The sequence below is a fragment of the Sapientia aquatica genome, assembly GCF_004358105.1.
GTDB lineage: Bacteria > Pseudomonadota > Gammaproteobacteria > Burkholderiales > Burkholderiaceae_D > Solimicrobium > Solimicrobium aquaticum.
On sequence record NZ_SMYL01000005.1, the window covers coordinates 259,710 to 284,132 of the forward strand.

General features: G+C 48.0%; 18 protein-coding genes. 1 reads left to right on the forward strand and 17 read right to left on the reverse strand.

The features are described 5' to 3' along the window. Nucleotides 1-31 precede the first annotated feature (31 nt). The 13 genes from E2I14_RS12100 to E2I14_RS12160 form a co-directional block, all read right to left on the reverse strand. Complete coding sequence (locus E2I14_RS12100) at nt 32-1,315, reverse strand: putative O-glycosylation ligase, exosortase A system-associated (protein WP_133328808.1); 1,284 nt, start codon at nt 1,313-1,315, stop codon at nt 32-34. Then, on the reverse strand, nt 1,308-2,468 hold the full coding sequence (locus E2I14_RS12105; protein ID WP_133328810.1) for a glycosyltransferase family 4 protein: 1,161 nt from the start codon (nt 2,466-2,468) through the stop codon (nt 1,308-1,310). Before E2I14_RS12105 ends, E2I14_RS12100 begins: the two co-directional genes overlap by 8 nt. Then, nucleotides 2,462-3,643 carry a glycosyltransferase family 4 protein gene (locus tag E2I14_RS12110; RefSeq protein WP_133328935.1) on the reverse strand — a complete coding sequence of 394 codons (1,182 nt, stop codon included), beginning with the start codon at nt 3,641-3,643 and terminating at the stop codon, nt 2,462-2,464. Before E2I14_RS12110 ends, E2I14_RS12105 begins: the two co-directional genes overlap by 7 nt. Before the next feature lie 26 nt (nt 3,644-3,669). Next, complete coding sequence (locus E2I14_RS12115; RefSeq protein WP_133328812.1) at nt 3,670-5,559, reverse strand: XrtA/PEP-CTERM system amidotransferase; 1,890 nt, start codon at nt 5,557-5,559, stop codon at nt 3,670-3,672. Between the two features lie 21 nt (nt 5,560-5,580). After that, nucleotides 5,581-6,735 carry a TIGR03088 family PEP-CTERM/XrtA system glycosyltransferase gene (locus E2I14_RS12120; RefSeq protein ID WP_133328814.1) on the reverse strand — a complete coding sequence of 385 codons (1,155 nt, stop codon included), beginning with the start codon at nt 6,733-6,735 and terminating at the stop codon, nt 5,581-5,583. Nucleotide 6,736: 1 nt separating this feature from the next. Then, nucleotides 6,737-8,299, reverse strand: coding sequence for an exosortase A (gene xrtA, locus E2I14_RS12125; protein ID WP_133328816.1), 1,563 nt, complete (start codon nt 8,297-8,299; stop codon nt 6,737-6,739). A 1-nt stretch (nt 8,300) separates the two neighbouring features. Then, nucleotides 8,301-9,524, reverse strand: a complete 1,224-nt coding sequence (locus E2I14_RS12130) for a TIGR03087 family PEP-CTERM/XrtA system glycosyltransferase (protein WP_227544722.1) — start codon at nt 9,522-9,524, stop codon at nt 8,301-8,303. Continuing rightward, a complete protein-coding gene (locus tag E2I14_RS12135) occupies nt 9,521-10,603 on the reverse strand; it encodes a FemAB family XrtA/PEP-CTERM system-associated protein (protein WP_319945932.1) in 1,083 nt (360 codons plus the stop codon). The genes E2I14_RS12130 and E2I14_RS12135 overlap by 4 nt, the downstream gene beginning before the upstream one ends. After that, nucleotides 10,596-11,474 (reverse strand): XrtA system polysaccharide deacetylase, encoded by an 879-nt coding sequence (locus E2I14_RS12140; RefSeq protein ID WP_133328818.1) that lies wholly within the window; start codon nt 11,472-11,474, stop codon nt 10,596-10,598. Before E2I14_RS12140 ends, E2I14_RS12135 begins: the two co-directional genes overlap by 8 nt. Nucleotides 11,475-11,566: 92 nt before the next feature. After that, on the reverse strand, nt 11,567-12,559 hold the full coding sequence (locus E2I14_RS12145) for an XrtA/PEP-CTERM system-associated ATPase (protein ID WP_133328820.1): 993 nt from the start codon (nt 12,557-12,559) through the stop codon (nt 11,567-11,569). Between the two features lie 10 nt (nt 12,560-12,569). Then, nucleotides 12,570-14,144 carry a TIGR03016 family PEP-CTERM system-associated outer membrane protein gene (locus E2I14_RS12150; RefSeq protein ID WP_133328822.1) on the reverse strand — a complete coding sequence of 525 codons (1,575 nt, stop codon included), beginning with the start codon at nt 14,142-14,144 and terminating at the stop codon, nt 12,570-12,572. Beyond that, nucleotides 14,125-15,060, reverse strand: a complete 936-nt coding sequence (locus E2I14_RS12155) for an XrtA-associated tyrosine autokinase (RefSeq protein WP_133328824.1) — start codon at nt 15,058-15,060, stop codon at nt 14,125-14,127. Before E2I14_RS12155 ends, E2I14_RS12150 begins: the two co-directional genes overlap by 20 nt. A gap of 69 nt (nt 15,061-15,129) precedes the next feature. Further along, complete coding sequence (locus E2I14_RS12160) at nt 15,130-16,656, reverse strand: XrtA system polysaccharide chain length determinant (RefSeq protein WP_133328826.1); 1,527 nt, start codon at nt 16,654-16,656, stop codon at nt 15,130-15,132. Between the two features lie 475 nt (nt 16,657-17,131). Between E2I14_RS12160 and E2I14_RS12165 the strand changes: the two genes are divergently transcribed. After that, nucleotides 17,132-17,743, forward strand: coding sequence for an XrtA/PEP-CTERM system exopolysaccharide export protein (locus tag E2I14_RS12165; RefSeq protein WP_133328941.1), 612 nt, complete (start codon nt 17,132-17,134; stop codon nt 17,741-17,743). A 201-nt stretch (nt 17,744-17,944) separates the two neighbouring features. On the opposite strand, the gene prsT is transcribed toward E2I14_RS12165, so the two are convergent. The 4 genes from prsT to E2I14_RS12185 are packed head-to-tail and all read right to left on the reverse strand — an operon-like array spanning nt 17,945 to nt 24,200. Beyond that, on the reverse strand, nt 17,945-20,659 hold the full coding sequence (gene prsT, locus E2I14_RS12170) for an XrtA/PEP-CTERM system TPR-repeat protein PrsT (protein ID WP_133328828.1): 2,715 nt from the start codon (nt 20,657-20,659) through the stop codon (nt 17,945-17,947). A 54-nt stretch (nt 20,660-20,713) separates the two neighbouring features. Further along, nucleotides 20,714-21,859: a GNAT family N-acetyltransferase gene (locus tag E2I14_RS12175; protein ID WP_133328830.1), complete on the reverse strand. Its 1,146-nt coding sequence runs from the start codon at nt 21,857-21,859 to the stop codon at nt 20,714-20,716. Beyond that, nucleotides 21,859-22,887: an SDR family oxidoreductase gene (locus E2I14_RS12180; protein WP_133328832.1), complete on the reverse strand. Its 1,029-nt coding sequence runs from the start codon at nt 22,885-22,887 to the stop codon at nt 21,859-21,861. The genes E2I14_RS12175 and E2I14_RS12180 overlap by 1 nt, the downstream gene beginning before the upstream one ends. A 29-nt stretch (nt 22,888-22,916) precedes the next feature. Next, nucleotides 22,917-24,200: a nucleotide sugar dehydrogenase gene (locus E2I14_RS12185; protein WP_133328834.1), complete on the reverse strand. Its 1,284-nt coding sequence runs from the start codon at nt 24,198-24,200 to the stop codon at nt 22,917-22,919. Nucleotides 24,201-24,423: the final 223 nt, after the last annotated feature.

Genomic DNA, 24,423 nt, shown 5'->3' on the forward strand with positions numbered 1-24,423 from the left:
CGATATTTTAGTGATACACCCATAGTCTGTTTTATCCCTCTTGTAACTCAGATTGAGTCGTTAAGTTGGAAGTACGCGCGATACTTTTTGGACTTAACAGCAATTTTTCTAATAGCACCAACAGTGCCACGACATCGTAAAAAAGGTCGTAATACGCCATCGTCAAAAATGCCCCGCCCACCGCAAAACCGATCATACTGACCTGACACATAGCGGCCAAATTGGAAGCCCATTCATCCTCAGGTCGACCTTTGCAATGCTTGATGACGCGAGTGCCAGTGCGCCATGCTAGAAACATAAAGAGTAGGAATAAACTCAATCCCACATAACCATGTTCACCCAAAACTTGGAAATAAATACTGTGCGCTGCATGTTGATTGTGCGGGTCGGGTGCGAAAACAAAAAACTGTCGATTGGTAAAGCAATCGAATCCGCCGCCTAAAATATGCGAGTTGGCGACGTTGACCGCAAAGCCCCAAGCGTTGATGCGGCCCAAGGCGGATGTATCGGCGGAGTAGTTATCGATGCTGTGCATGCGATCGAACCATTGGGCCGGCATGATGGCCGCGCAGATTGGAATGATGAGCAACAAGATTAAGCCGGTGCTGAAGCGATGTTTGCTTTTAATCACCAGGAACAGACCAATCGCCGCACCACCCAAGATCGCGCCGCGTGAATACGATCCGACCACTGAAATGGAGGCCAGAATCACCAGCGCCAGCAAGGCCATTTTAATAAATTTTTGCCGACTCTCTAGCCATAAATACCAAATGATAGGCAGTGCCATTAGTAACGCCAAAGCAAGCGCATTATTGTCGCTGATGTAGCTTCCCTCTGGGCCGTACACATGGCTGTTACCGGCAGTGAGCACAGTAAAAATACCGCCCTTAATTCCAAAAAAACCAATCGACAGCGCAACAATAGCGGCAAATTGCTGAATCTCTTTTTTGGTATTGACGCAGCAGATAATGATGACGAACAAGGTCATGGTTTTCATGACCCGATTCCATTCCGCCCACGCCCGATCGGGCTCTAGGCCAAAAAAAGTCGTCAGCGTCATCCACAAACACAGCGCACCCAAAACCAAAACGCAGGTGGTGGGGGGAAAGCGCATCTTCTCTTTGGAAATCACAATCCCGATTAACGTCACGCCAACAATAATGGCTTCAAACGGAAAAGCGTAGGCCGCGCCGTAGGTCAGACGATGCGGATTCATCAAGCTGACCCAGGTGAACATCAGCACGCCAATAAACGGTCGCTTAAGCACCAGAGGCAACAGCCCAAGAATGAAACAGAACAGGACAATGTCACGCATGATGTTTAAATCCTTCTATCAAGCGAGTAATCTTTTGGGCATTCTCATCCCAGGTTAACTGCTTACGCACAATCGTGTCACGGGCATTTTTTTGCAAACGTTCAATCAGAGCTTGATCTTTGCATAGGCGATTAATCGTCTCTGGCATGCTGTTGGCTTGGTCAGGATTAAACAGCAACGCATTTTCTTGATCGGTCAATAGCTCACCGATATTGGGCTGATCCGGCGCGACAATCGCTTTGCCAGCGGCCAAGTATTCAATCAATTTCAACGGTGAGGCATAGGGCACTACAGCCGGTTGCAATGCGATATCAAACAAGGCTACATAAGCGGGAATCTGGTTGCGTTCCACCACGCCGGTAAAACTCACCCGATCTTCGATATTGAGCGACTTGGCTTGCTGTTCTAGGTTGCTGCGTTCTGGTCCGTCGCCCACGACTAACAAATGACGTGCTGAATTCGGCGCATCGTTGGCCAGCATGTCGATCACCTTATCCAAGCCGTGCCATTTGCGGATAAAACCGGTAAAGCCCAGCACCAATTTATTGTTCAAGCCCAAGGCCGCTTTGGCCGCTTCGGAAGGGGCGGCTTGCTCAAACTGATGTAGATTAATACCGTTATGAATCACCAAGGTTTTGCGCGAATCGATGCCGTACTGATGCACGATGTCAGCCATGACTTGCGTGACCGGAAGCAAGAAATCGGCTGACTTCCAGATGTAGCTTTGGCACCATTTGGCGATGCGGTGTAGCGAGAATCCGTCGTAGCGCAGGCGCTCTTCAAAAATCGGTGAATTGACTTCTAATATCAGCGGCAGGTTAAAGCGATTTTTTACCCAAATGCCGGACAATAAAAATAAGTTGTAGCGCTCATAAATGCAATCAGGTTGATGCAATTTAATCGCTTTGACTAGTTCCCGATAAGCCACCCAGTTGTAGGCTAATTCCATCAACTCATAGCAAAAGCGCGGCATGTAGCGTTTTAGAAAAGCCACTCGTTTATCGTCCACACCAAATTCTGTGTTCTCCCGACCAGCCGGCGCAACGATGATGACTTCATGACCTTGCGCCTTAAAGGCGGCGATCATTTCTTCGATATGCACGGCCTGTCCATCTTTCGAGCTAGTGCGATGGTGATACAGTATTTTTAGCATGTGGAATCACCATGTAATATGGCCTTAAATAAGCGTAACTGTCCTTCGGTCGTATCATCCCAACTAAACTTTTCCGCATACGCGCGCGTCGCTGCGCGGGTCGGGCTTCTGCTTTGTAAATGCTGGACTGCTGCTGCGATATGCTGCGCTGATCGCTCGGCTAATAACACACCCGCGTCCGGTGCCGTAATGACCTCGGAGGAGCCGCCGACATTGCTTGATATAACTGGAGTTCCGCAGGCCATTGATTCTAATAAGACGTTGGCCCAACCTTCCCGTGACGATGCTAATACCATGACATCTGCCGCATTGTAATACCGAAATAATTCTTTTTGAGCAACGGATCCTAGAAATTTGATACGATCTGTAACACCGAGTTGAGCGGCCAATTGGCGCAGATTTTGGTCTTCGGGCCCGCTGCCAGCGATCATCAAATGAACGCCCGGTAATAACGCCAGCGCTTGAATGACTAAATCATGGCCCTTGTGGGTGGTGAGCGAACCTACGGTGAGTAACGTGAAGTCGGTTAAACCTAATTCCGCTCTGATCTGGTCGCGCTCAGCAGGGTAAAAACGGCTTAAATCAACGCCGTTGCGTAGCGGGGTAATTTTATCGGCCGAGGCGCCCAACTTCACCAATTCGTCTTTTAGCGCTTGACACACGGTAATGACGGCACTGGCGTTTTTCACCGCCCATAACACCATTTTCTTGGCTAAGCCGGTTTGCGCGATAACGTTGATATCGGTTCCGCGCGCAGTAATGACGACCGGTTTGTTGAAGTGCTTACCAAGCAACATCGCCGCCACGCCATCGGGATAAAAATAATGCGCATCGATCAGATCGAAATCATGACCGGATTCGATCAGTTTTGCGATCTTGCCCTTTAAGGATTGCGCCATTAAAAACGGCGTTAAATACATGCCGATCTTAGGAATTAAGGCGTAGCGCGGATGCGTGATTGAAATGTCTGATCGTTGGTCGCTGGCTGGCACGCGGGCAAAACTGGCATAGCGCCCAAAGCGCTTATTTTTCAGCGGGAACCAAGGCACCGGCGCCATCACTTTGGCCTCGACTTGGCCGCTAGTGAGCAAAAAGCGCAAACGTGTTTCCACAAAAATGCCGTGATTGATTTGCTCGGCATTTGGATACAGAGTGGTTAAGGTCAGCAGCCTAATTTTGGCTGGCGTTGCTTGCGGGTCGCTCATGCGTTAGTCCGTAAAAAAGCAGCAAACATCAGCAGCGCCCACAGGGTAGTGCTGTAATCCTTGCGTCCAGATTCATGTTGTTCGACGACGTGCTGCAAGTAATCGAGGTTGAAGATATTGGAGTCCGTCATGCGCGGATGCAAAACGGTATCGCGCACTAACTGCTTCAATGGGCCGCGAAACCAAGCCGCCAACGGCACGGAAAACCCCTTTTTGCTGCGATACAGAATGTCATCCGATAAATACGGCTTGAGCGACTTCTTAAGAATGTATTTGCCTTCCGAGCCATTGAGTTTCAGCGACGATGGCAAGCCCCACACCCACTCGACAAATTGATGATCGAGCAGCGGTACGCGCACTTCGAGCGAATGTGCCATGCTGGCGCGGTCAACCTTGGTCAAGATGTCGCCCGGTAGGTAGGTTTTAAAATCCAGATATTGGATTAACGAGAGCGGATCTTCCACTGGTGCGTTATCCGCATGTGCGCGCATGACATCGACGGCGGCATAGCCTTGTAATTCGGCGCGGAAGGCTTTGCTAAACAGTTTTTGCCGTTCGCGATCGGCCATGATCGAGACGCCGTGAAAATAGCCTTCGACTAAATCTTTGGACAAGGCTTCGAACGTGGTTTTGGCCCGCAAAAACTGCGGTGCCCAATCGAGTTTGGGATAAAGTTTGCCGAGCGCGCCAAATACTGGAGCGCGGATTGCCGAGGGGATTTTTGAACGTAACTGTTGTTCCGCCATGGCATATCGGTAGCGGCGATAGCCGGCGAAGTTTTCATCGCCGCCATCGCCCGAAAGTGCAACCGTGACTTTTTCACGCGCTAACTGACACACGCGGTAAGTCGGAATGGCCGAGCTATCGGCAAACGGTTCGTCGTACAAATTTGCCAGCAAATCCGTCAACGCATGGCTATCATCGCGTACGGTTTGGGTGTGGTGCTGGGTGTTATAACGTTGCGCAACTTGTTGCGCGAAGGCCGATTCGTCGTAGGCTGGATCGTCGAAGGCAATTGAACAAGTCGTGATCGGGTCGGGATTGTTTTGCGCCATTAAAGCTACCACCGCGCTGGAATCGACACCGCCCGATAAAAATGCTCCAAGTGGCACTTCGGAGACCATTTGGCTTTTGACCGATTCAGTCAAGCGCTCAATCAATTCCCGCTCAATATCAGCTTCACTTTTAAGCACAGTGGGCGCGAATGGAATGTCCCAATATTGAATTTGCGTAAGCTTAGTGTCACCAACTTTGATGAGCAGATAATGTCCAGGGCAAAGTTTTTTGACCTGGCTGTATATTGTTTTTGGGTCGGGAATATAACCAAAAGCGAAATAGTCTTCAATGGCAGTCGGGTCAAATTTGCGCTCGACCGTCGGCACGGTCATGATGGATTTGAGTTCGGAGCCAAACAGAAAATAACCATCCGGCTGCAAGGAGTAAAACAGCGGCTTAACACCGATATGATCGCGTGCTAAAAATAACGATTGCTGATTTCTATCCCACAAGCCGAAGGCAAACATGCCACGCAGCCGCTTTAAGCAATCGACGCCCCATTGTTCCCAAGCATGCACGATAACTTCGGTATCTGAGCGGGTTCGGAAAACGTGTCCCAAGCCGATTAACTCGGCCATCAATTCGCGGTAGTTATAGATTTCACCGTTAAACACAATCGCCACGCTGCCATCTTCGTTAAAAAGCGGCTGACGTCCCGCGGCCAGATCAATAATGGACAAACGACGGTGTCCAAGCCCAATGCCGGTTTCTAAATACAGATCGCCTTGATCTGGGCCGCGATGATGCAGGCTTTCGTTCATGCGGTGCAGCACGTCGCGGTCGATTGCGCGTTTTCCCGACGTATCAAATAGACCTGTTATTCCGCACATGTTGACTGGTTTCCCGAATGATTAGTGTTGTTGGTCATGGCAGAGTTGGCCGTATAACTGTTGGTAGCTGCTGATCATCGTATTCAAGCTATATTTATTCTCGACCTGCTGGCGCGCCGCTGCGCCGTGTTGTGCCGCTAACGTAGGCTGTTCAAAATAACGCAAGTAGGCATCGGCTAGCGCTTGTAAATCGTTCACTGGCACTAGGCTGCCCTGCACGCCATCGGTGATGACTTCGGGAATCCCGCCCACGTTGGAAGCAACTATCGGCAAACCGGTTGCCATCGCTTCTAGCAGCGCGACTGGCGTGCCTTCGGCTAAGGAGGGCAGGGTGAATACTGAAAAAGTACTCATCAATTCGGCGATGTCGCTGCGTACTCCTGACAGCCAAACCAAGTCCGTCAAACCGGCGTCAGCGACTTGCTGCTTTAATGAGGCAAGCAGGCCGCCGTCGCCAATAATGCATAAACGGAATTTGTCTAGATACTGCGGATGTTGCTCTACCAGCAGCGCAAACGCTTTAATCAGTCCAGTGTGATTTTTGATGTCACGAATTTGCCCGACGGTGCCAATGACGAAGTGCTCGCCCGACCAAGGCAACAGTGATTTTTGCGCTACCCGCTGTGGACTAAATTTGTCGGTATCGACGCCATTGATGATTAAGCTCTGTTTGGAGGATGGAATGCCAACAATATCATGCAGCCAGTCATGCAAGTCGGCGGACACTGACACGTAGCGATCCACAAAGCGCACTAAATGTCGGCGTAAAAAATTGTGGCGCGAGTTAGTGCCTTTCATGTCCGACATATCGCGCCCATGTTCCGCATGCACGCAAATAGGAACGCCAGCCAACTTAGCGGAAAAAGCATATTCCAGCGCGGCGATATTGTAAGTGTGCAGAATGGCAGGGCGCAGCGTTCTAAATAATTTCCACAGTTTGAAATGAATAGAAAGTCCCAAGCCGGGTGGCTTATGTAAGGCAATGATTTGCACATTCGGCTGCGTGATTTTTTTGGCGAAATCGGTGTAGTCCGTTAAACATACAATCGCATGGTGGTACTTATCGGGCGGAATCCGATTCACGCAATCCACCACCAATGATTCGAGTCCGCCGAAATCCAAGCGGTAAATCAAATGCACGATGAGCGGAGAATCGGGGAACGTGTCTTGCGGCATATTATTTTTGTGTCCGATTGACGTTTAAGGTGGATTGAATCCGCTCAAAATCTGTGCTCAAAAATTGGCGCAATGTGTGGCGCGCTTGCTCAGGATTGTCGGTAAATGGCACGGCCAGAATGACCGCAGCGCCGTCGTCGCCTTGCAGGGTTAATTTGCCTAATGTTTGGATAATTTTCCCATTGATCTGACTGGACGGGAACTGCCCATTAATCCAATTAAACGACCAAATCATGATTTGACTTTGATGGTCTGTTAGCTGGGTTTCATGTATCGGCAAATTGATCGCCGCATCATTGCCTGTGCCGGCAAGGAGTTCCACATGGTCTGACTGTACCGTTTTATTCCAATGCGTTTCGTTATCTTCAGTCATGGTGTTGGCACTGCTGATTAACGATGAGCCATGCACTTGATTGCGGTAATACTTGATCGCTAGTTGAATCCGCATACCCTCTTTGGTCAAGGATGTATTCAATTCCGATGCGGCAGGCTGATAAAGCGGATGCCAGTCCAAAAACGCTGGTGTGCTGGCCCAGGTGGACTCAAAACTCGCCAAGTTAGGAACTTGTGGGTTAAAGTTGGCTTGATCAATTTTGTGCACTAATGCGGGAAAAATGCTAAGGCAAATTAGCGTAGCTATTGCCGCATGTATCCACTTGGCTTGTGCAGAGAACGGCAAAACTGTCGCCACTGGGGTGGACGTTGAAGGATCATCTTGCACAACTGGGTCGCGCCAAAAATTACCCACCCAAAACAAGACGTAAATCACCAAGCCAAAGAACAACCAACCGTAAATCAAATGATCAACGCCAACAGCTAATCGCATGCTGCTCAAATGCCCGATCATTACGATCATATAAGCTCGCATGCCATTGGCTAAAATCGGCATGATGGTCGCGGCGATAACAAATAGCACACGCTTTTTCCAATGGTTGTAGGACAGATAAGCGTACAAGCAGCCGAGCGTTACCGAAGAAATTAAATAGCGTAATCCGCTGCAGGCATCCACCACTGACCATGTGCCCGATGGAATTACGAAAGTGCTACCGTTACGCAAGACCGGAATACCGGTGATCTGCAACGCAGAAACGGTAAAGTCAGCCGTAAAATTAATCAATGGTTGCAACAACACATCACCAAACGGCACCGCAAACAACAGGAAGAACAGCGGAAAAATAATTAATTGGAAGACTTCCAAACCAAATACGGTCAGCACAAGCAGGGGGATAAACGCCACAAAACTATATTGTCGAATCACCTGCACATCACCCAAATCGGCCAGTATCCACGCGCCGCCAGCCATAACCATAAGCACCAATCCCGGCCAAAACGGTGTTACGGTTGCTACGCTTAGCGCCGCTCTTTTGCGCCAGATTAGCCACAGGCTAATTGGAAGAATGATATAGCCATGGGCGAAGGTTTCAGAGCTATTCCAAATCTCAACCAGCGAATAAGCCGTGCTGAAATAAAGGATAAAAGGGAATAACAATACAGCGACCACCGCCAAGGTTTTATAAACCTGAATCGCGCTCCAATGTTTGCTGCTGATGTTAGCCGTGTCCATGTTATTGAGCGTCCGAGGTAGGTGTTGCCAGCATTGGATCAAGCACCGATAGATTGGCTTCCCAGTTATAGCGCGCCAACACCTTGTCGCGTGCGGCCGAACCAAGATTGATTTGTTGGCCGTTAAAAATCGCGCATGTTTGATCGGCGAATTCTTGCTCGCTCTGGGCTAATAGCAGCTCCGTACCCGGAGTGGCGCTAATGCCTTCCAATGCTTGGGCCGATACCAACACCGTCTTCGCCATCGCCATCGCTTCCAGTACTTTGTTTTGCACGCCGCGAGCAGTACGCAGCGGCGCGACCACCGCGTCAGCGTGCTGTAAATAAGGTCGAATATCGGGCACGCTACCCGTTACATGCACACCGTCGAGCTTGCCCAATTCAAGCACCAAATCGCTTGGGCGCGAGCCGACAATAAAAAATACCGCGTTCGCATGACGCGCTTTGATTAACGGGAAAATATCGCGTGCAAACCAGCTCACCGCTTCGCAGTTTGGCCAATAATCCATCGCACCGGTAAATACGATGGTTGCCGATTGCGCGGGAAATGGATTTGGCATCGCAGCGTCGGGTGCAAAATAATCGGTATCCACGCCGTTATTAAAGAAGCTGATTTTGTCGATGCTCTCTGGCGCTAAAGTTTTGAATAAATCCGATTCAGCTTGCGAGACAAAAAAGGAATAATCGGATTCAGCGGCCAATTTGCGTTCATAGCCTAATAAACGTGTACCTTCTAAGTGATACAGCCAGCTCATCGGCCAAGCTTTATTGTTCGAATATTGCAACCACTTATCCGAATCAATATCGACAAAATCGATAATCCGCTGAGCGTCCAGCAAATGCTCGGTGTATTGCCCCATGGGCGAAGAAAAAATCATTACACGCTCAATCTGATGGCGCGCCACGGTCTCATTCACCCAGTTCTGCATGGCTGAATTAAAGTAGTAATCGAGCGAAAGCGGGCGTCTGAGAACCAGCGCCTTTAAGCTACGTAATTTGGCGAGCAAAGGATTTAGGATTGAGAAATGCGTATCGCCACAATACGATTTGACCGTATCGATATATTGCACATCGTTTTGGTCGTCGATAAAGCAAGCTAAATGAACCGTGTAGCGGCTTGCCAAATGCTTTAATAAATGGAACGAGCGGATTTTGTCGCCCTTATTCGGCGGAAAAGGGATGCGGTGCACTAAGAATAATAAATGGGGTTTTGCTGGCGTCATCATCCTAGATTCTTCACGATGAATGGTCCGATGAAATTAGCCAACGGCAAAGGCATGCGGCGCCACATTTGGATAAAACGTTGATAGCGCGGGTTGAGCGGATTGTTCTCCGGTAGCTCGGTGCTGGCGTGCAGCTGATATTCGTAGTGCAATTGCTGCGGTTCAAAGCCCCAATTCTTTTTGAAATCAAAGGCACCGGTTCCGCGTTTGCTGCGCCCGAAATCAAATATCTTATAGCCTCTGGCACAAGCGCGCCGCATTAACTCCCAGTACATCATGTCGTTACCAGCAACAGCGCGTGCACGACTGGTGCCACCGCCGTAATACGGCAAAACCTCGTCTTTGAAATAAAAACTCAATACGCTGGCGATGACTTCCTTACCTTGCACGATGGTTAAAATTTCACAATCGTCTTTAAATACGTCTTTTAAAATTTGAAAGTATTTTTTAGAGAAAACCGGTGTACCTAAATTGTGCACGCTGCTGGAATAGGCGAAAAAAAAGCGATCAACATTCTGGTCGATCTCGCTGACCAGGTTTTCTTTAATTCCCTTGCGTACCATGGCGCGCTGTTTGCGCGGAATCGCCAGCATGTTTTTTTCTTCGTCTGGATCAATCTCTTTTCTAAACGTGACGTACAAATCTTTGCTAATCCAGTCTGGATTTTGTGGCTCGCGGTTACGTAGTTCTAGATGACCGGCTTTTAACTCAGCAGCGAGTTCCTGCGCCTTATTGGTCAGCGCTATTTTGGCCGCTGCCGAATGACTTGCCACACCACCGTACACGCAGAAAGGGAGGGCACTTAGCGAGTGACCAAATATGGCACTTTTGACTTGCGCGAGTGGCAAAACGCCAATGATTTCGCCTTCGGATTCGGCATAGAAAAACCAAGTCTTATGACCGAATGCACGCTCAATAACTGTTTTCCAGCCAGCCTTATGAAAGAAGGTCGCGTCGGAACAGGTGTTGACGAAATTATCCCAGCGCGATTGGTCTTGCTGCTGCATTAGTCCAATTGTTATCACCGGCTCACTCATTTGCTGACTCTTATCCGCATTCAGTTCCACATTCACGCTATGCATACCGTTTCTGTTCGTTGCCGTTATTGAGAAAAATGTTATCCATGCGATCCCATTCAAAATCGGCGATGAGCTGCTTTAATTTTGCTTCGTTTTTGGCTAGGTTCACGTAATGCCGGAAGCGCGTTTTAAAATTGAGCGCTGGCTGAACCGGCTGACCTGGATCGATTTCCCAAGGATGGAAATAAAAAATCCCAGGGCGCTGGTCAACTTGATTGACGCGATTAATTAAGCGGTGCGAAAGCGAGTAGGGCAGTAAGCGAAAATAGCCGCCACCACCCGCTGGATAATTTTTACCAAACACGCGCACGGTGGAAATCGGAATTTCTAAGATGCCTTCAGGGCCTTTGGGGTAGTAGGGAAACCGCGGCGCATCGCTGATGCCGTAATGATCGTGTTCAATCGGGTAAATGCTGGAGCTGTATTTGTAGCCTGCTTCGAATAATGTATCGAGCGCCCACATCGAATCGCGACCAATCGAAAAACTCGGTGCACGGTAGCCCAGCACTGGGTTACCGATTAAGTCTTCCAAAATGTGCTTGCTGCGGGAAACATCGTCGGCGAATTCCGCTGGTGTTTGATCTGTCACGCGCAAATGGCCGTAGCCATGCGAGGCGATTTCGTGTCCATTGGCATGAATTTTTTTGACCATTGCCGGATAGCGTTCAGCAATCCAACCGAGGGTAAAAAAAGTCGCTTTAACTTGCTTGGTTTCTAACAGGGCGAGTATGCGCTCAATATTATTCTCAACCCGACAATCCTGATCTGGCCAGCTTGCGCGGCTGATGTAGGGCGCTAAGGCGGACACTTGAAAATAATCTTCCACGTCTATCGTCATCGCATTGCTAAGCCGATGTTTATTAGATCCGAGCATAAATTTGCCTGCTAAAAGTCTGAAAAATTACTGCACCTGTTTACCTGCACGAATTAGTTGCACCATTCACTCGCACCTTCGATTAACCAAGGTCAATCCGGAAGATTGGACGTCTTTAATGTTGGGACTATTTTTTTTACCGCGCCGATGACTGAGATCAAGGCTTTCTCTACCCGCGTTAAACGCTCATCGACCATCGCAGCATCGGAATAATTGTCGACTAGGTCGTCGATTTGATCGGGCAAGCTGACTACCGGCGTTTGAACTGGTACGGCGCTTTCTTGCTGAATATCGTTGATGACTTTTTTGATTTCTGCGTCCGTGAATACCAAGATCTCGTCCAAAAAGCCCATCAGTAACATGCGGTCACAGAACGAGTTGATCTTGCGTGGAATCCCGCCGGTATAGTCATGAATCGCGATGAAGGCTTCACGATTGATCTCTGGACTATTCTTCCAACCAACAGTGGTTAGACGATGCTCAATGTAGGATCGAGTTTCGATTACATCGAGCGGCCCCAAATGGTAGCTGGCAATGATGCGCTGATACAGTTGCTGCATTTCTGGCGTGTGAATGACTTGCCGAAATTCAGGTTGACCGAGCAAAAAGGTTTGGAGCAAGCATTTGTCAGCGGTCTGGAAATTGGACAGCATCCGCAATTCTTCCAGCGCACGAGGCGTTAAATTCTGCGCTTCATCCACCACCAGCAAAGCACGTTTGCCTTGCCGATCAACGTTAATCAAAAATTCTTCGATCTTGCGCAGCAAGCTTGCTTTGCTGAGGTTTTCGTATTCCAAACCAAACGCCGCTGCGACTAAGCGCAAAATATCTTCCGACCCAACGTGGGTGTTGACGATTTGTGCGGCGACGATGTTGTCGGTGACGAGTTCGAGGAACAGATTGCGCATCAGGGTAGTTTTACCGGCCCCAATTTCACCAGTGATAACGATAAATCCCTCGCCCTGCGAAATCCCGTATTCCAGATAAGACATGGCACGTTTATGACCCTTGCTTCCATAAAAAAACCGCGCATCGGGTTTTAGTTGGAAAGGTTTGGATGATAAACCGTAAAATTTTTCGTACATCGCAATCCTGTTATAGGCTAAATAATAAGGTGAACGACACCAGGTTATCTCTGAAATTACCGGTGTTGAAATTGGCGGAATTGTTGAGATGCTGGAATTCCAACGATACGCGTAATTTCGGATCCAATTGATGATTCAATGTCGTTGTAAAGTTATTGTTGGTGTAAGTAATTCCATTGCTGGCCGACTTTGCCTTGTTATAGCCATCCATAAAAACAGCGCTGGTACGCGGGCTAAAATTGAGCGTCCATAAAATATTGCCGCCAGTTTGCTTGGTGTTACTGAGTAAGCCCAAATTGGTAGTGCTGTTAGCGGCGGTATTCAACGATTCTTCGTCGCGGGTAATGTCGAACAAGCTAAAAATCACGGTATTTTGAGCACCAGTCACGGCGACGGAAGCTTGCAAACTCTTTTGCAAAAAAACCTGATTCGTAACGGTATTGACTGGTGTCGTTAACGTGTTCGGCAATCCGGTGCTGTGAATGAATGCATCAATGGCTTGCTGGCGTTGTTCTGGATTGGTGATGCTGGACTGCCACAGGCTATTTAAAAAGTCCGACGTATTGGTGGTGGCAGGAATTAAAAACTGATCACGGCTGGTGATTAAGCCTTCGTTGTAGCCTAGCGACCAAACGCTAGCAAAGGTGCGCTCCGAGGCCGCGACGGTGTACGTGTCGCCATAATAATGTTTGGTGCCGGTGACCGAGAGCGATGTTCTGTCAGTCGGTGTCCACGTAAATCCCGCTGACCACGTGTTACCTTGGGGCGCTGTGCCGTTGGTCGTTGGGTAATTATTTTTCTCGTAGCCGACGCTGCCGTTAATGGCGAATTCGGAGGAAAAATGGTAACCGCTGCCAAAGCTGCCATTTTGCAGAGTTACGGCGGGTTCGGCCTCATACAAAATCTTCTCGTTCAAATACTGCACATTCCAATCAACCGTGGCAAAACTCGGACCACTTTTCAAATTGGCTTTGACAGTATTGGCGTTGCTGTTATAGAGGCTACCAAGACTGGTGTTGACCGAGTCACGCGAAAACCGCAGTTCGCCAGTCGCTTCTTGGGCAAAATTGGTTTTTAAATAGGGGGCGACACTGTAAGTACGCAGCTCTAAACGGTTGGCAGACAAAGTTGCATTGCTGTTTGTGATGCCAGCAAAAGGTGTTGAGTTTTGCTGATTAATCGCTGCACTAGCATCTAAGTACAGTAAATTTTTAACGAATGAGCTGGTCGAGTTAAGGTCCAGCATTTGGTTAGTGCGTTCAGCGTGTGCATCCCCAGCGTAGTGCAGATTTTGCAGTTCGTAATTGAAATTCAATTTAAACGAAGGCTCACTCGCTTTGATCACCAACTGCGGCGTCAATTCGGTAATCCATGAGCTAGTCGTAAAGCCTGGTTGCGACAAAAAGACGTTGTCGTTATAGGTCTCTTTGGTCACGATTGATGGACTAACGGTGAGTTCGTCTGACCACACATTGGACGACAAAGCCAACATCAATGGAATACCAATAATCCCAACCAAATCCGACTGGCAGGGCTTGCGCGGATGGTTGCGAACTGTGGCGTTCTTAACCATAGTAGTCACCATAAAAACCAGTGCCTTCGTGCGGTTGCGCCTTGTTATAAATCAGCGAAACATTGTTATTGGTTTTGAGCTGACTCAACAAATCTTTAACGGCATTTTGAGTGGTCGATCCGGCTTCCACCACCAAGGCGATTTGTCCCATTTTTGAGGCAAGGGCGCGCGCTTCGGTGCTCAATAAAAGTGGCGGAGAATCAAAAATAATGACGCGATCTGGATAGCGGGTGGCTATCTCGTCTAAGAGCGTACTCATGGCGTGACTGGCAAGCAGTTCGGTTGCGTGTTTATGGTTGCGACCAGAGCGCAACAAAGTCAGCTTATCGATGTTAGTGCGTAGCATCACGTCCGATAAATCGAGATTTTTGTCGAGCAAAATATCCATCAACCCGGCTTTATTTTCTTCCAGCTCATTGGTGGTTTTTAAGTAGCGACCGACCGATGGTTTGGCAACATCAGCATCGACTAGTAAAACAGTATGGTCAAGTTCCAATGCAATGCTGATAGCCAAATTGACCGCGCAAAACGTCTTGCCTTCGCCGGGCAATGAACTCGTGACCATGATCAGATTTTTGTGCTTGGCGTCGTTATTGTTGTCTTTAAAAATTTTATCCAGCAACGGACGTTTAATGCGCCGGAATTCTTCTGAAATATTGCTACGATCGGTATGCGGCGACACCATACCAAGCTTGACCAATTGTTCTAAATCGATTTCTACTTTTTTGCTATGTGGCTGCTCTAATTGGCGTGCACTAGGCTGCGCCTTTACTGCTTCGATAGGCGCGCGTGGCGACTCGATCGGTGTTACTGGTGTTGCTGGCGGCGCTGATGGGTGGGCAATGGTGCTGGCCGGTGCTGCATGGACTTCGGTTGCTGAATTCTTATTCTGATCCAGTTTACTGATCGCTTTTTCAATAATACTCACGCTAGCTCCAAACTTTGGTTTGAGTGATGAAATTCATTCTGGCTCTGTGATTGGCTGATGTCGGCCAAATTAATTTGTGGTGTAAATAACGACCATCATGGCTACATAAAACACCAGCAGCAAGATTGAGGTGAGGGCGAAAGCATGCAGCCCGCGGCGCCGTCTGATTTGCTCAGCGGCAGTCCAATTCATCGCCACAGTACCGATGATGGGCAGTCCAGTCGCTTCGACCAGTTCATATTGCGAGTAGAAAGCAGGTCTGATTTTGCTCAGCGCGATAGCCACTAATGCGCCCAAAACTAAGCCACCTAAAAACACGAGCGAGAACAGGCGATAACGATTTGGGCCGATTGGGGAGCTTGGCGTAGTTGGTGGATCAATCACGCGGAACGTCATCATTTGGGTGCTGGCGTTGAGGTCGCTCGATATTTTGGCTGACTCGCGGCTGGCGACGAGCTTTTCGTAGTTTTCTTTATTGATGGCGTAATCACGATTGAGCTGGGCTAACTGCGATTCAATTTCAGGCGCGGCGGTGCTCATTTCTTTGATCTTGGCATAGCGCCCGCTGAATTCGTCCACTCTGGCGCGCATCGATGCCACTTTGGATTCGGCATCGGTGAGCGACACTTTCATTTGCTGGTACATCGGATTGTTGGACAGATTGGCGACGGTTGGTTTTCTGGTTTTTTCTTCGGACTGCTTTTTCGCTTGGAGTTGAGCAAGCAACCGTTTCGTCGCCACGATGTCAGGATGATCTTCCGTGTATTGCAAGCGCAGATTGTCTAAATTTTTGGAGACAATATTGATGCGCTCATCGAGTTCAGGAGTCAATGCCAGAGCGGGTTGATCGCCATTAGCTTGCGGAGATTCGATGCTAGCGATTTGACGTTTGATGGCATCGCGGCCCTGGACAGCTTCGGCGTATTCGAGTTTTGCTTGGCTCAAGCTCTCAGAAATCTCATTTAACTTGCTACCAAAATCACCGCCTTCGCGTGGTAACAGGCCAATATTCTTCATTTTGAAATCTTTTAACGCATTTTCAGCCGTGGCTAGCTTTTCTTCGTAGATTTTGATCTGGTTATTGATGAACACGATGGCCTTGGCCGAATCTTGCCGTTCATCGCCGATGCTGCCTTCGACGAAAATCGTCAGCAGTGACTGCACCACGTTTTTGGCAGTCTTAGGTGAATTGTCGGTGTAGGTAATGCTGTAGATATCGTTTTGCGTGGTGCCAGAAATTTTGATGTTGGCGATTAAGGAGTCAATCAATTTTTCCTTGTTTTTATCGCTCGACGCCAGCAAATCCATATCGACCATCCGCATAACGCGTTCAACGTTAGGGCGACTGACTAAGGTGCGGCTCATGATGGAAACTTGCTGTTCGACGTTAGGAACACTGGTCATTCCGGATAACAGCGGCTTCAAAATGCTTTGCGCGTCAACGAAGACTCGGGCCGACGATTGGTACTCATCCGGAAGCTTGAGAATAATCACAAATCCGATCGCCGACACTAACCAAGCGATATTAATTGCGTGCCAGCGATACTTCCAGGCTCCACGGAAAACAGACTGTATCTGCTTGAGCATTTCTTCCATCTTTTTTTCCCTTAGCGCGATTTATAGTTAATTTTTTTTGTAAAACTTTGACGATTCTACAAGTAAATTTCTAAGTAATTTAACAAAATTTTAAAAAAAAACTTGAATTTCCACATATTGCGGTATAAGTGTTACATATTTGTTACGAATGGTCGTACTTGTTACGATATTTACTTTAAATTATTACTTTTGGGCAATTGTGTGGCATTTCAGTGCAGACTAAAAAGCAACACAATTAATCTTTAGTCATTGTTTTTTAGGCAAATAAATCAATAAAGTCGTGAAACTGTCATCGTCCGTGTTGTACTATCGCAAACAACGTAAATTGTAAATTTTAAGAAGTGTTATTTACAATTTACGGTCTGACGGGCCCGTTTTTCGATTCATTCAAACCGTTTTTAGGACGTCAGTGTGTTCCTAAAAGCATCGCTAACTCGTATAGGGAATCTAAGTGAAAAAATCAATTTCAAACAAAATGCGTTACTGCTTTCTGCTCTTGGCAACCAGTTGCCTGACCGTGCTCAGCGGCTGTGCAACCACCGATGCTGCTACACAAGCCGCTGGTGCTGCACCGGTTGCCACAACCGATTATTTGATCGGTGCTGGCGACACACTTAATGTGATCGTATGGCGCAATCCAGAGGTATCGATGCTCGTGACTGTGCGCCCAGATGGAAAAATCTCCACACCATTGGTGGAAGATTTGGTCGCTGACGGCAAATCACCTTCGGTGCTGGCGCGCGAAATTGAAACCAGATTATCCAAATTTATCCAAGCGCCGGTCGTTACCGTCGTGGTCACGTCCTTTTCTGGCCCGTATCAAGAGCAAGTGCGCGTCATTGGTCAAGCCGCCAAACCTTCGGCTCTGGCGTATCGCCAAGGCATGACGTTGATGGATGTCATTATTGCGGTGGGTGGCATGACCGATTTCGCTGCGGGTAACAAAGCCAACATCATTCGTGAAGTCAACGGTCAACAAGTCAAAATCAACGTTCGCTTGAACTCCTTACTCAAAGAAGGCGACATCACGGCCAATATCCCAGTAAAACCTGGCGATATTTTGGTTATCCCGCAAAGTTTGTTCTGATCTTAAGTGTGGTTTGAAAGCGCTTGGTACTCGTTGTGCAGTTTAGCGCTTTGCTTCGAACGAACGCTCGTTTGACTTGATGGAATCTTAAAAAGCAATGAAGCTAGTCGCTTTTTAAGATTCCTTTTCATTTCCGCCGTGTTGGCATGCGCGGTCAATCCCCTGAACCTATCCCACGCTTCAAAATTACCTCTTTCGCCATTACTTAACGGCCGATTGACCAGTGCCGGCTTTGCCCATGACACTGACCAAATGCGCGTGAATCTCGGCGTCGGCTGGTTTGAGCTTGTCGGCTTTTTGCAGCAGCGGCAGGGCTTTTTGATATTCGCCTTGTTCTGCCAAAATCCAGCCGTAGGTATCTAAGATTTGCGGTGATTCTCCAGCGATTTGGTAGGCTTTTTCTGCATAACCTTTAGCGGCTGGATTTTTGTCTTGCGAGTAGGCCCACGCCAAATTATTGAGCACGATAGGGTTCGCTGGCTCGGTTTTTAAAATGGTCAAGAACTGCCCAATAGCCTGTGATCTCGCTTGTGGTTGCGCTAACAAATATTCGGCATAGTAGATGCGCGTGCCAGTGTCATCGGGATGTTTGGCTAACCAGTTGTTTAACCGCTCGTTGGCTTCTTTTTCTTTTTTGTCCTTAATTAACGTCGCGTGTATCCGTTTAATTACGACGCCGATTTCTTGTAGACGGAAGGCCGCATCATAGGCTTTCACTGCCAGATCAAGCTTGCCTTGACGCGCTAACACATCGCCTTCCAACAAAAGGCCCTGACCATTTTTAGGGTCATGAATTTGCAATTGTTTGGCCACTTGTAAAGCATCGGTAAAATTCGATTTCTTTGATTCCAGATCAGCCAGCGCAATTGCCGCTTTGGCATAGGTTGGCGCAATGATTAAGGTTTTTTTCAATGCGTCAACGGCGCTGTCATTATCGTTGGCACTCAAATAGGTCAGCGCAAGTTGGAATTGCTCATCCGGCGATTCAGGGTGCAAGGCCGCTAACTTGGCGTAACTGTCGATAGCGCCCGGCCAGTCCTTAACTGCTTGCTGCGTGCGTGCAAGTAACTGTAAAAAATCAACATTATCTGGCAAGCTGTTGTGTGCATTTTTCGCTAATGTCAGCGCCTTAGGAGCTTCATTCGATTTGAAATAGAAGGCGATCAAATTTTGCGCGGTAACGGCGTTTTCTGGATGATCACTGTAGGCTTGTTGCAGCCATTTTTCGGTGTCTTTTTTATTGCCTTGAATCTCGGCTAAATTAGCCAAGGCAAGTTCGGCTTCCAGGTTCTTCTTGTCGTCCTTGAGCAAGGCCATGTAGCGATCTCTAGCTTGGTCAAACTTTTTATCTTGAATATCCAAGTGAGCTAAATTGGAAATAGCAGGGAAGTAGTTTGCTTGTAATTTCAGCGCTTCATTAAAACTCGCTTTGGCACTCGCTACGTCATTCTTCTTGAGATAAATATAGCCCTTTAAATTGTGCAGCAATGGATTTGGCGCTTGTTGCTTTTCAATGGACTGCAGCGTGGACAAGGCTTGATCGTATTGATTGTTATTGGCGTAAGTCATCGCCAAAATAACGCCAGACTTCAACGAAGTAGTTTTGTCGCCTTGGCTAATTGCTTTTTCAAGTTCAGAAATTGCAGCGCCGGTATTACCCATGTTTAATTTGCTGATCGCCATTTGGGTCAGGTAAGCCGAGTTTTGCGGAGTTGCTGCCGCCGCGCTTTCAAAATACGAATTAGCCTTATTAAATTCTTTTGCTGCCAAGGCTGCTTCGCCCGCCAAACCTAATAATTGGGCATCTTTTACTTTGCCCGTGCTGAGTATTTTCTCGACGGATTCCAACGCTAATTTCGGCTTACCATTTTTGAGTTGCGACTGCGCCAGTAATTTTTGTGCGTACAAGTTGTCTGGCACTTCTTGCAAATATTTGGTTAGGATTACTTCCGATTGCTTGGTTGAACCGAGCGCGAAATTTGCCACGCCTGACAATAAAACGGCAGGTAAATAATTCGGCGCGTTTTTCAGAATCGGAGCTAGTGCCGTTAATGCCTCTTGGTTTTTTTCTTGGCTCATGTAGAGCACTGCTTGAGCAAAAATCGCGTTCAGGTTTTGTGGGCGTAGATCTGTGGCAGCTTTAATATCTGCCTGCGCTTCGGTGAATTTTTTTAGTTTGATTTCCAGATTGGCTTTTTCCAGATGGGCTGCAATATCGGCTGGATGGAGCTGCAAGGCGGTATCAAACGCCGTCATCGCGCCAGTCGTATCCGATTGCGCCGCTGCCAATTGGCCCTTGAATAACCAGACTTTGTGATCTTTTGGATTGGCGCTCGTGGCTTGGTTGACATAATCCTTAGCGGTGGTTAAGTCGTTATCCGCTAAAGACAATCGAGCTAGGCCGATCAAGGCAGCAGAATTATTTGGCTCACTTTTTAGCGCCTGATCGAATGCGATCTTTGCTTGATCTTTGTCGCGCAAACCTAAAAAGGCATCACCGCGCATGGCGAGAATCTCAGCCGAAACCGGTGCGCCATTGGCTTCGGTTTCTTCGATTAATTTTTTAAATTTGCCTTCTAGGAGCAACGATTTAGCCAGTTTGGTTTGGATTTGCTCTTTTGACGCGCCGGCACTTAGCGCTTTTCTAAATTCGTTCTCCGCCGACGTACCATCTTCGGTTTCTAAATAAATATTGCCCATCAAAATACGCGCTTCTTTGTGCTGAGGATCTTTTTGTAACGCGTTTTTGAGTTGGATTAAGGCCGATTTATCGTCGCCTTTGGCGATGTAGCTCTTAGCTTCTTCAACGAATTTATCCGCCGAATAAAAGCGGGTGCAGGCAATTAAGCCCGTGCATAGCATTAATGCCGTCAACGTTAATTTGACGCGGCCTTGGTTTGTTTTATTCGGAGCCATATTTTTTCCCTGTTCGGTAAGCGTAATCGGATAAAGAAGTACTGATTCGTAACACTAGGTACTGCGAGTTGTGATGCGTTTTGATTGTCTAATTATTCGTTTTGCGTAGTCGGCTGACTTCTCAATCAGGTACGCCGAGCGGCCTTTCCACGTCTGGGTGTTGTAAGCAACAATGCCCCAATACTCTCTGCGGTCCGACATCCAATCTTGTTTGTAGCGTTCGTCGCCGTTGAGAAAATCGACTTCGCTGACCCGATCATTGTCGATGACATGGGCGAATAAATGCGCCGTGAGAATCGAGCCGATGGAAAAGTGAGCAAATTGTTCGTCATAAGCGAGCTTATAAATCGATGCTTTGTTTTGATGCACCAACCAAATTTGCGCCGCCGCTGGCTGCCCGTCTATGGTGGCAATTCCTAGCCTCAACCAACCTTGTTTAGCGCTTTGTGCAATCCATCCCGGTACAAATTCAGGAAACGGTTCTGGCTGCTTCCAACTCTTGCGATAAATCTGTTGGTAGCTCTCAATCAGCGCGGCTACGTCGTCCGGTTTTTTAGCTATCACTAGTTGCAGCCGATCTGACTTGCGTAGTGCTTCTGATTTGCGTTTGACGGTGTTCTTAAGCTGTGACGGCAGACTACTAAAGTATTCTTGATACGAGCGGTTGTTGACTTTTAAAAACCAGTTTCCAGCACAAAAATAACTCGTTGTTGGCATGCCCGCATGAGCGAACGCTTTGAGCAACATTGCGTAATGTTCCGATTCCTTTTCTAGCGGATGCAAATCAATGACGTCCCAACGTGGCTTGGCGCTGGCCATTGCCTGAATCAATACATCGAGTTGCAACTGCGCGGTCTGGGCATGGTGGGCACTGAGCACTGGGCCAAACAAGGCGGAATAAAAATTGGCAGCAGCCGTTAATACTTTTGGTCGCAGTGCGGCAAACGGGGAAGGGCGATGCCACATCGGAAGCGCTGCCAAAGCGGCTTCCTCGAATTCAAGGCCATAAATATGCTGCTCAACTGCCGCATCCAAACCTGCTTGATGCAAATGCGTAAACCACGGCTGACTTAAGAAAAAACTGCGCTGCTGACCTGACTCTTGAAATAATGTGGCGTAGCCTGAGGGCAGTTTATCGAAACTGGAATAAACGCGAACCAAGGCTTTGGAATTGATCGAGTCAGCGCCAGCTAAGCCCATTATGTTAAGTCTTGCTTGTACCAGTTAATCGCTTTTTGCAAACCCTGATCGACTTTGTACTGCGGCGCATACGCCAGCAGTGTTTGAGCCTTGGAAATATCGGCTTGCGAGTGCGGGATATCGCCGGTGCGGAAGGGCAAAAAAGTCGGTTGATGCTGTTGCAAGTGCGGATAGTCATTGACCAAGACATCGCGGATCATTTTGTACAAATCGAGCAAACTGGTTCGGTCGCTGAGCGCCACATTAAAGATTTGATTATCGGCGTGCTCATTGGTGGACAATGCTGCCAACACATTGGCCTGAATGACATTCTCAACGTAGCAAAAGTCACGCGTGATCGAACCGTCGCCGTTGATTTTGAGTTCTTGATTGCGGATTAACGCGGCAATCCAAATGGGGATCACTGCGGCATACGCGCCGTTAGGATCTTGGCGCGGGCCAAATACGTTGAAATAGCGCAGACCAATCGACGACAAACCGTAGCAGCGGTGGAATACGTCGGCATACAATTCATTGACATACTTAGTGACCGCGTAAGGGGAGAGCGGTTTACCGATCACCGATTCGACCTTAGGCAAATCGGGATGATCGCCATAGGTTGAGCTAGAGGCGGCGTACACAAAGCGACGCACCTTTTGATCGCGCGCAGCGACGAGCATATTGAGGTAGCCGGTGACGTTATTGGCATTACTCAATAAGGGATCTTCAATGGAGCGCGGTACCGAGCCGATAGCAGCGTGGTGCAAGACATAATCGGCGCCTTTGCATACTTGTTGACAGGTGTCCAAATCGCGAATGTCACCTTGGACAAAGCTGAAGTTAGCCCATTTTTGCGAGCCGACGATTTCTCGCACTTGATCTAAGTTGTGTTGATAGCCGGTCGAAAAATTATCAAGGCCAACGACTTTTTGATTGTGCTTAAGTAAAAATTCCAGCAGATTGGAGCCGATAAAACCCGCCACACCGGTAATGACCCAGTTGGATTGTTGTTCGTTGAGTTGCAACTGCAGTTCGCTAAAGTTTTTCATGTGTGCTCTTGGTTATTCTTGGTGGAAGTTTACAGACGCCAAAGTTGGAAACCAGCTGCGGTTAATTCATCGGGGTTGTACTGGGATTTGATATCGATAAAGCAGGCGTTAGGTAACGATTTGGATTGGTAGTCCGACAGTGGACGCGCGATCAATTCTTTATGTGACACGGCGGCGATCGTGACTTGCGCCTTTGGTAATTCTTCCCAACTATCTAATTTAAAGCCGTATTCGTGCTGGGTTTCGTCGGCGTCGGCCAACGGGTCGTGAATGTGCACATCAAGGCCAAAAGACTGCAATTCGGTAATCATGTCTGCCACTTTGGAATTGCGAATATCGGGGCAATTTTCTTTAAAAGTAATTCCCATGACGTTGACCACGCAGCCTTTGACGTGATGATTGGCGCGGATGATTTCTTTGACGGTTTTCTCCGCAATGAATTTGGCCATGCCATCGTTAATGCGGCGACCGGCCAAAATGACTTGCGGGTGATAACCGATCATTTCGGCTTTGTGGGTTAGGTAATACGGATCAACGCCGATGCAGTGGCCGCCGACTAAACCGGGGCGGAAGTTGAGAAAGTTCCACTTGGTGCCAGCGGCTTTGAGTACTTCCAAGGTATCGATGCCGATCATGTCGAAGATGATGGCTAATTCATTCATCAACGCGATGTTTAAATCACGCTGGGTGTTTTCGATCACTTTGGCGGCTTCCGCGACTTTGATGCTGGAGGCGCGATAGACGCCTTTGGTGACGATGGTTTCGTACAGTTTGGCGATTTGGTCTAAGGTTTGAGCATCGTCGCCCGAGACCACTTTAAGAATTGTCGTCAAAGTATGTTCTTTGTCACCCGGATTAATACGCTCGGGAGAAAAGCCCACATGGAAGTCTTGCTTCCATTTGTAGCCAGATAATTTTTCTAAAACCGGAATGCAGACTTCTTCGGTCGCGCCGGGATAGACAGTGGATTCGTACACCACAATCGCCCCGCGCTTCATCGCTTTGCCGACGGTTTCACTGGCGCTGATGAGCGGTTTGAAATCGGGGTTGTGGGCAATATCGACCGGCGTGGGGACGGCGACAATGATGAAATCGGCTTGCGCCAAAATGTGTGGGTCGGTGCTGGTGGTCAGATGGATGGCGCTACGCAGTTCTTCGCCAGAAATCTCGCCAGTCGGGTCGATAAAATCTTGGTAACTCGCGACTTTTTTCTTGGAAACATCAAATCCTACGGTGCGGACTTTTTTGCCAAATTCGACTGCCAAAGGCAGTCCGACGTAACCTAAACCAACGATACCTACAGTAATATCCATCGCGTTGTTGACCCTAGTTAATGTTGATTGTAAGTAAATTGATTGCTTTTATACCACATCGAATTGATTGTGTGCATTATTCCAAATGGTTAAGTTATTGAAATGTGAATAAACAATAATTTAATGTTAATAATTGACAACACATCTAGCTAAATTTAATTCGCTGCTTTATTTATTTTTTATAAAGCGTGGCGATATAGTTGTTACAAAGTATTATTTCCAC

What these genes read in the sequence shown, in the direction of transcription:
- E2I14_RS12160 (WP_133328826.1), bottom strand. Translation starts at nt 16,656, where the DNA reads ATGGAAGAAATGCTCAAGCAGATACAGTCTGTTTTCCGTGGAGCCTGG.
- E2I14_RS12120 (WP_133328814.1), bottom strand. Translation starts at nt 6,735, where the DNA reads ATGCCGCAAGACACGTTCCCCGATTCTCCGCTCATCGTGCATTTGATT.
- E2I14_RS12180 (WP_133328832.1), bottom strand. Translation starts at nt 22,887, where the DNA reads ATGAAAAACTTTAGCGAACTGCAGTTGCAACTCAACGAACAACAATCC.
- E2I14_RS12115 (WP_133328812.1), bottom strand. Translation starts at nt 5,559, where the DNA reads ATGTGCGGAATAACAGGTCTATTTGATACGTCGGGAAAACGCGCAATC.
- E2I14_RS12130 (WP_227544722.1), bottom strand. Translation starts at nt 9,524, where the DNA reads ATGATGACGCCAGCAAAACCCCATTTATTATTCTTAGTGCACCGCATC.
- xrtA (WP_133328816.1), bottom strand. Translation starts at nt 8,299, where the DNA reads ATGGACACGGCTAACATCAGCAGCAAACATTGGAGCGCGATTCAGGTT.
- E2I14_RS12145 (WP_133328820.1), bottom strand. Translation starts at nt 12,559, where the DNA reads ATGTACGAAAAATTTTACGGTTTATCATCCAAACCTTTCCAACTAAAA.
- E2I14_RS12105 (WP_133328810.1), bottom strand. Translation starts at nt 2,468, where the DNA reads ATGCTAAAAATACTGTATCACCATCGCACTAGCTCGAAAGATGGACAG.
- E2I14_RS12165 (WP_133328941.1), top strand. Translation starts at nt 17,132, where the DNA reads ATGCGTTACTGCTTTCTGCTCTTGGCAACCAGTTGCCTGACCGTGCTC.
- prsT (WP_133328828.1), bottom strand. Translation starts at nt 20,659, where the DNA reads ATGGCTCCGAATAAAACAAACCAAGGCCGCGTCAAATTAACGTTGACG.
- E2I14_RS12100 (WP_133328808.1), bottom strand. Translation starts at nt 1,315, where the DNA reads ATGCGTGACATTGTCCTGTTCTGTTTCATTCTTGGGCTGTTGCCTCTG.
- E2I14_RS12135 (WP_319945932.1), bottom strand. Translation starts at nt 10,603, where the DNA reads ATGCATAGCGTGAATGTGGAACTGAATGCGGATAAGAGTCAGCAAATG.
- E2I14_RS12150 (WP_133328822.1), bottom strand. Translation starts at nt 14,144, where the DNA reads ATGGTGACTACTATGGTTAAGAACGCCACAGTTCGCAACCATCCGCGC.
- E2I14_RS12140 (WP_133328818.1), bottom strand. Translation starts at nt 11,474, where the DNA reads ATGCTCGGATCTAATAAACATCGGCTTAGCAATGCGATGACGATAGAC.
- E2I14_RS12175 (WP_133328830.1), bottom strand. Translation starts at nt 21,859, where the DNA reads ATGGGCTTAGCTGGCGCTGACTCGATCAATTCCAAAGCCTTGGTTCGC.
- E2I14_RS12185 (WP_133328834.1), bottom strand. Translation starts at nt 24,200, where the DNA reads ATGGATATTACTGTAGGTATCGTTGGTTTAGGTTACGTCGGACTGCCT.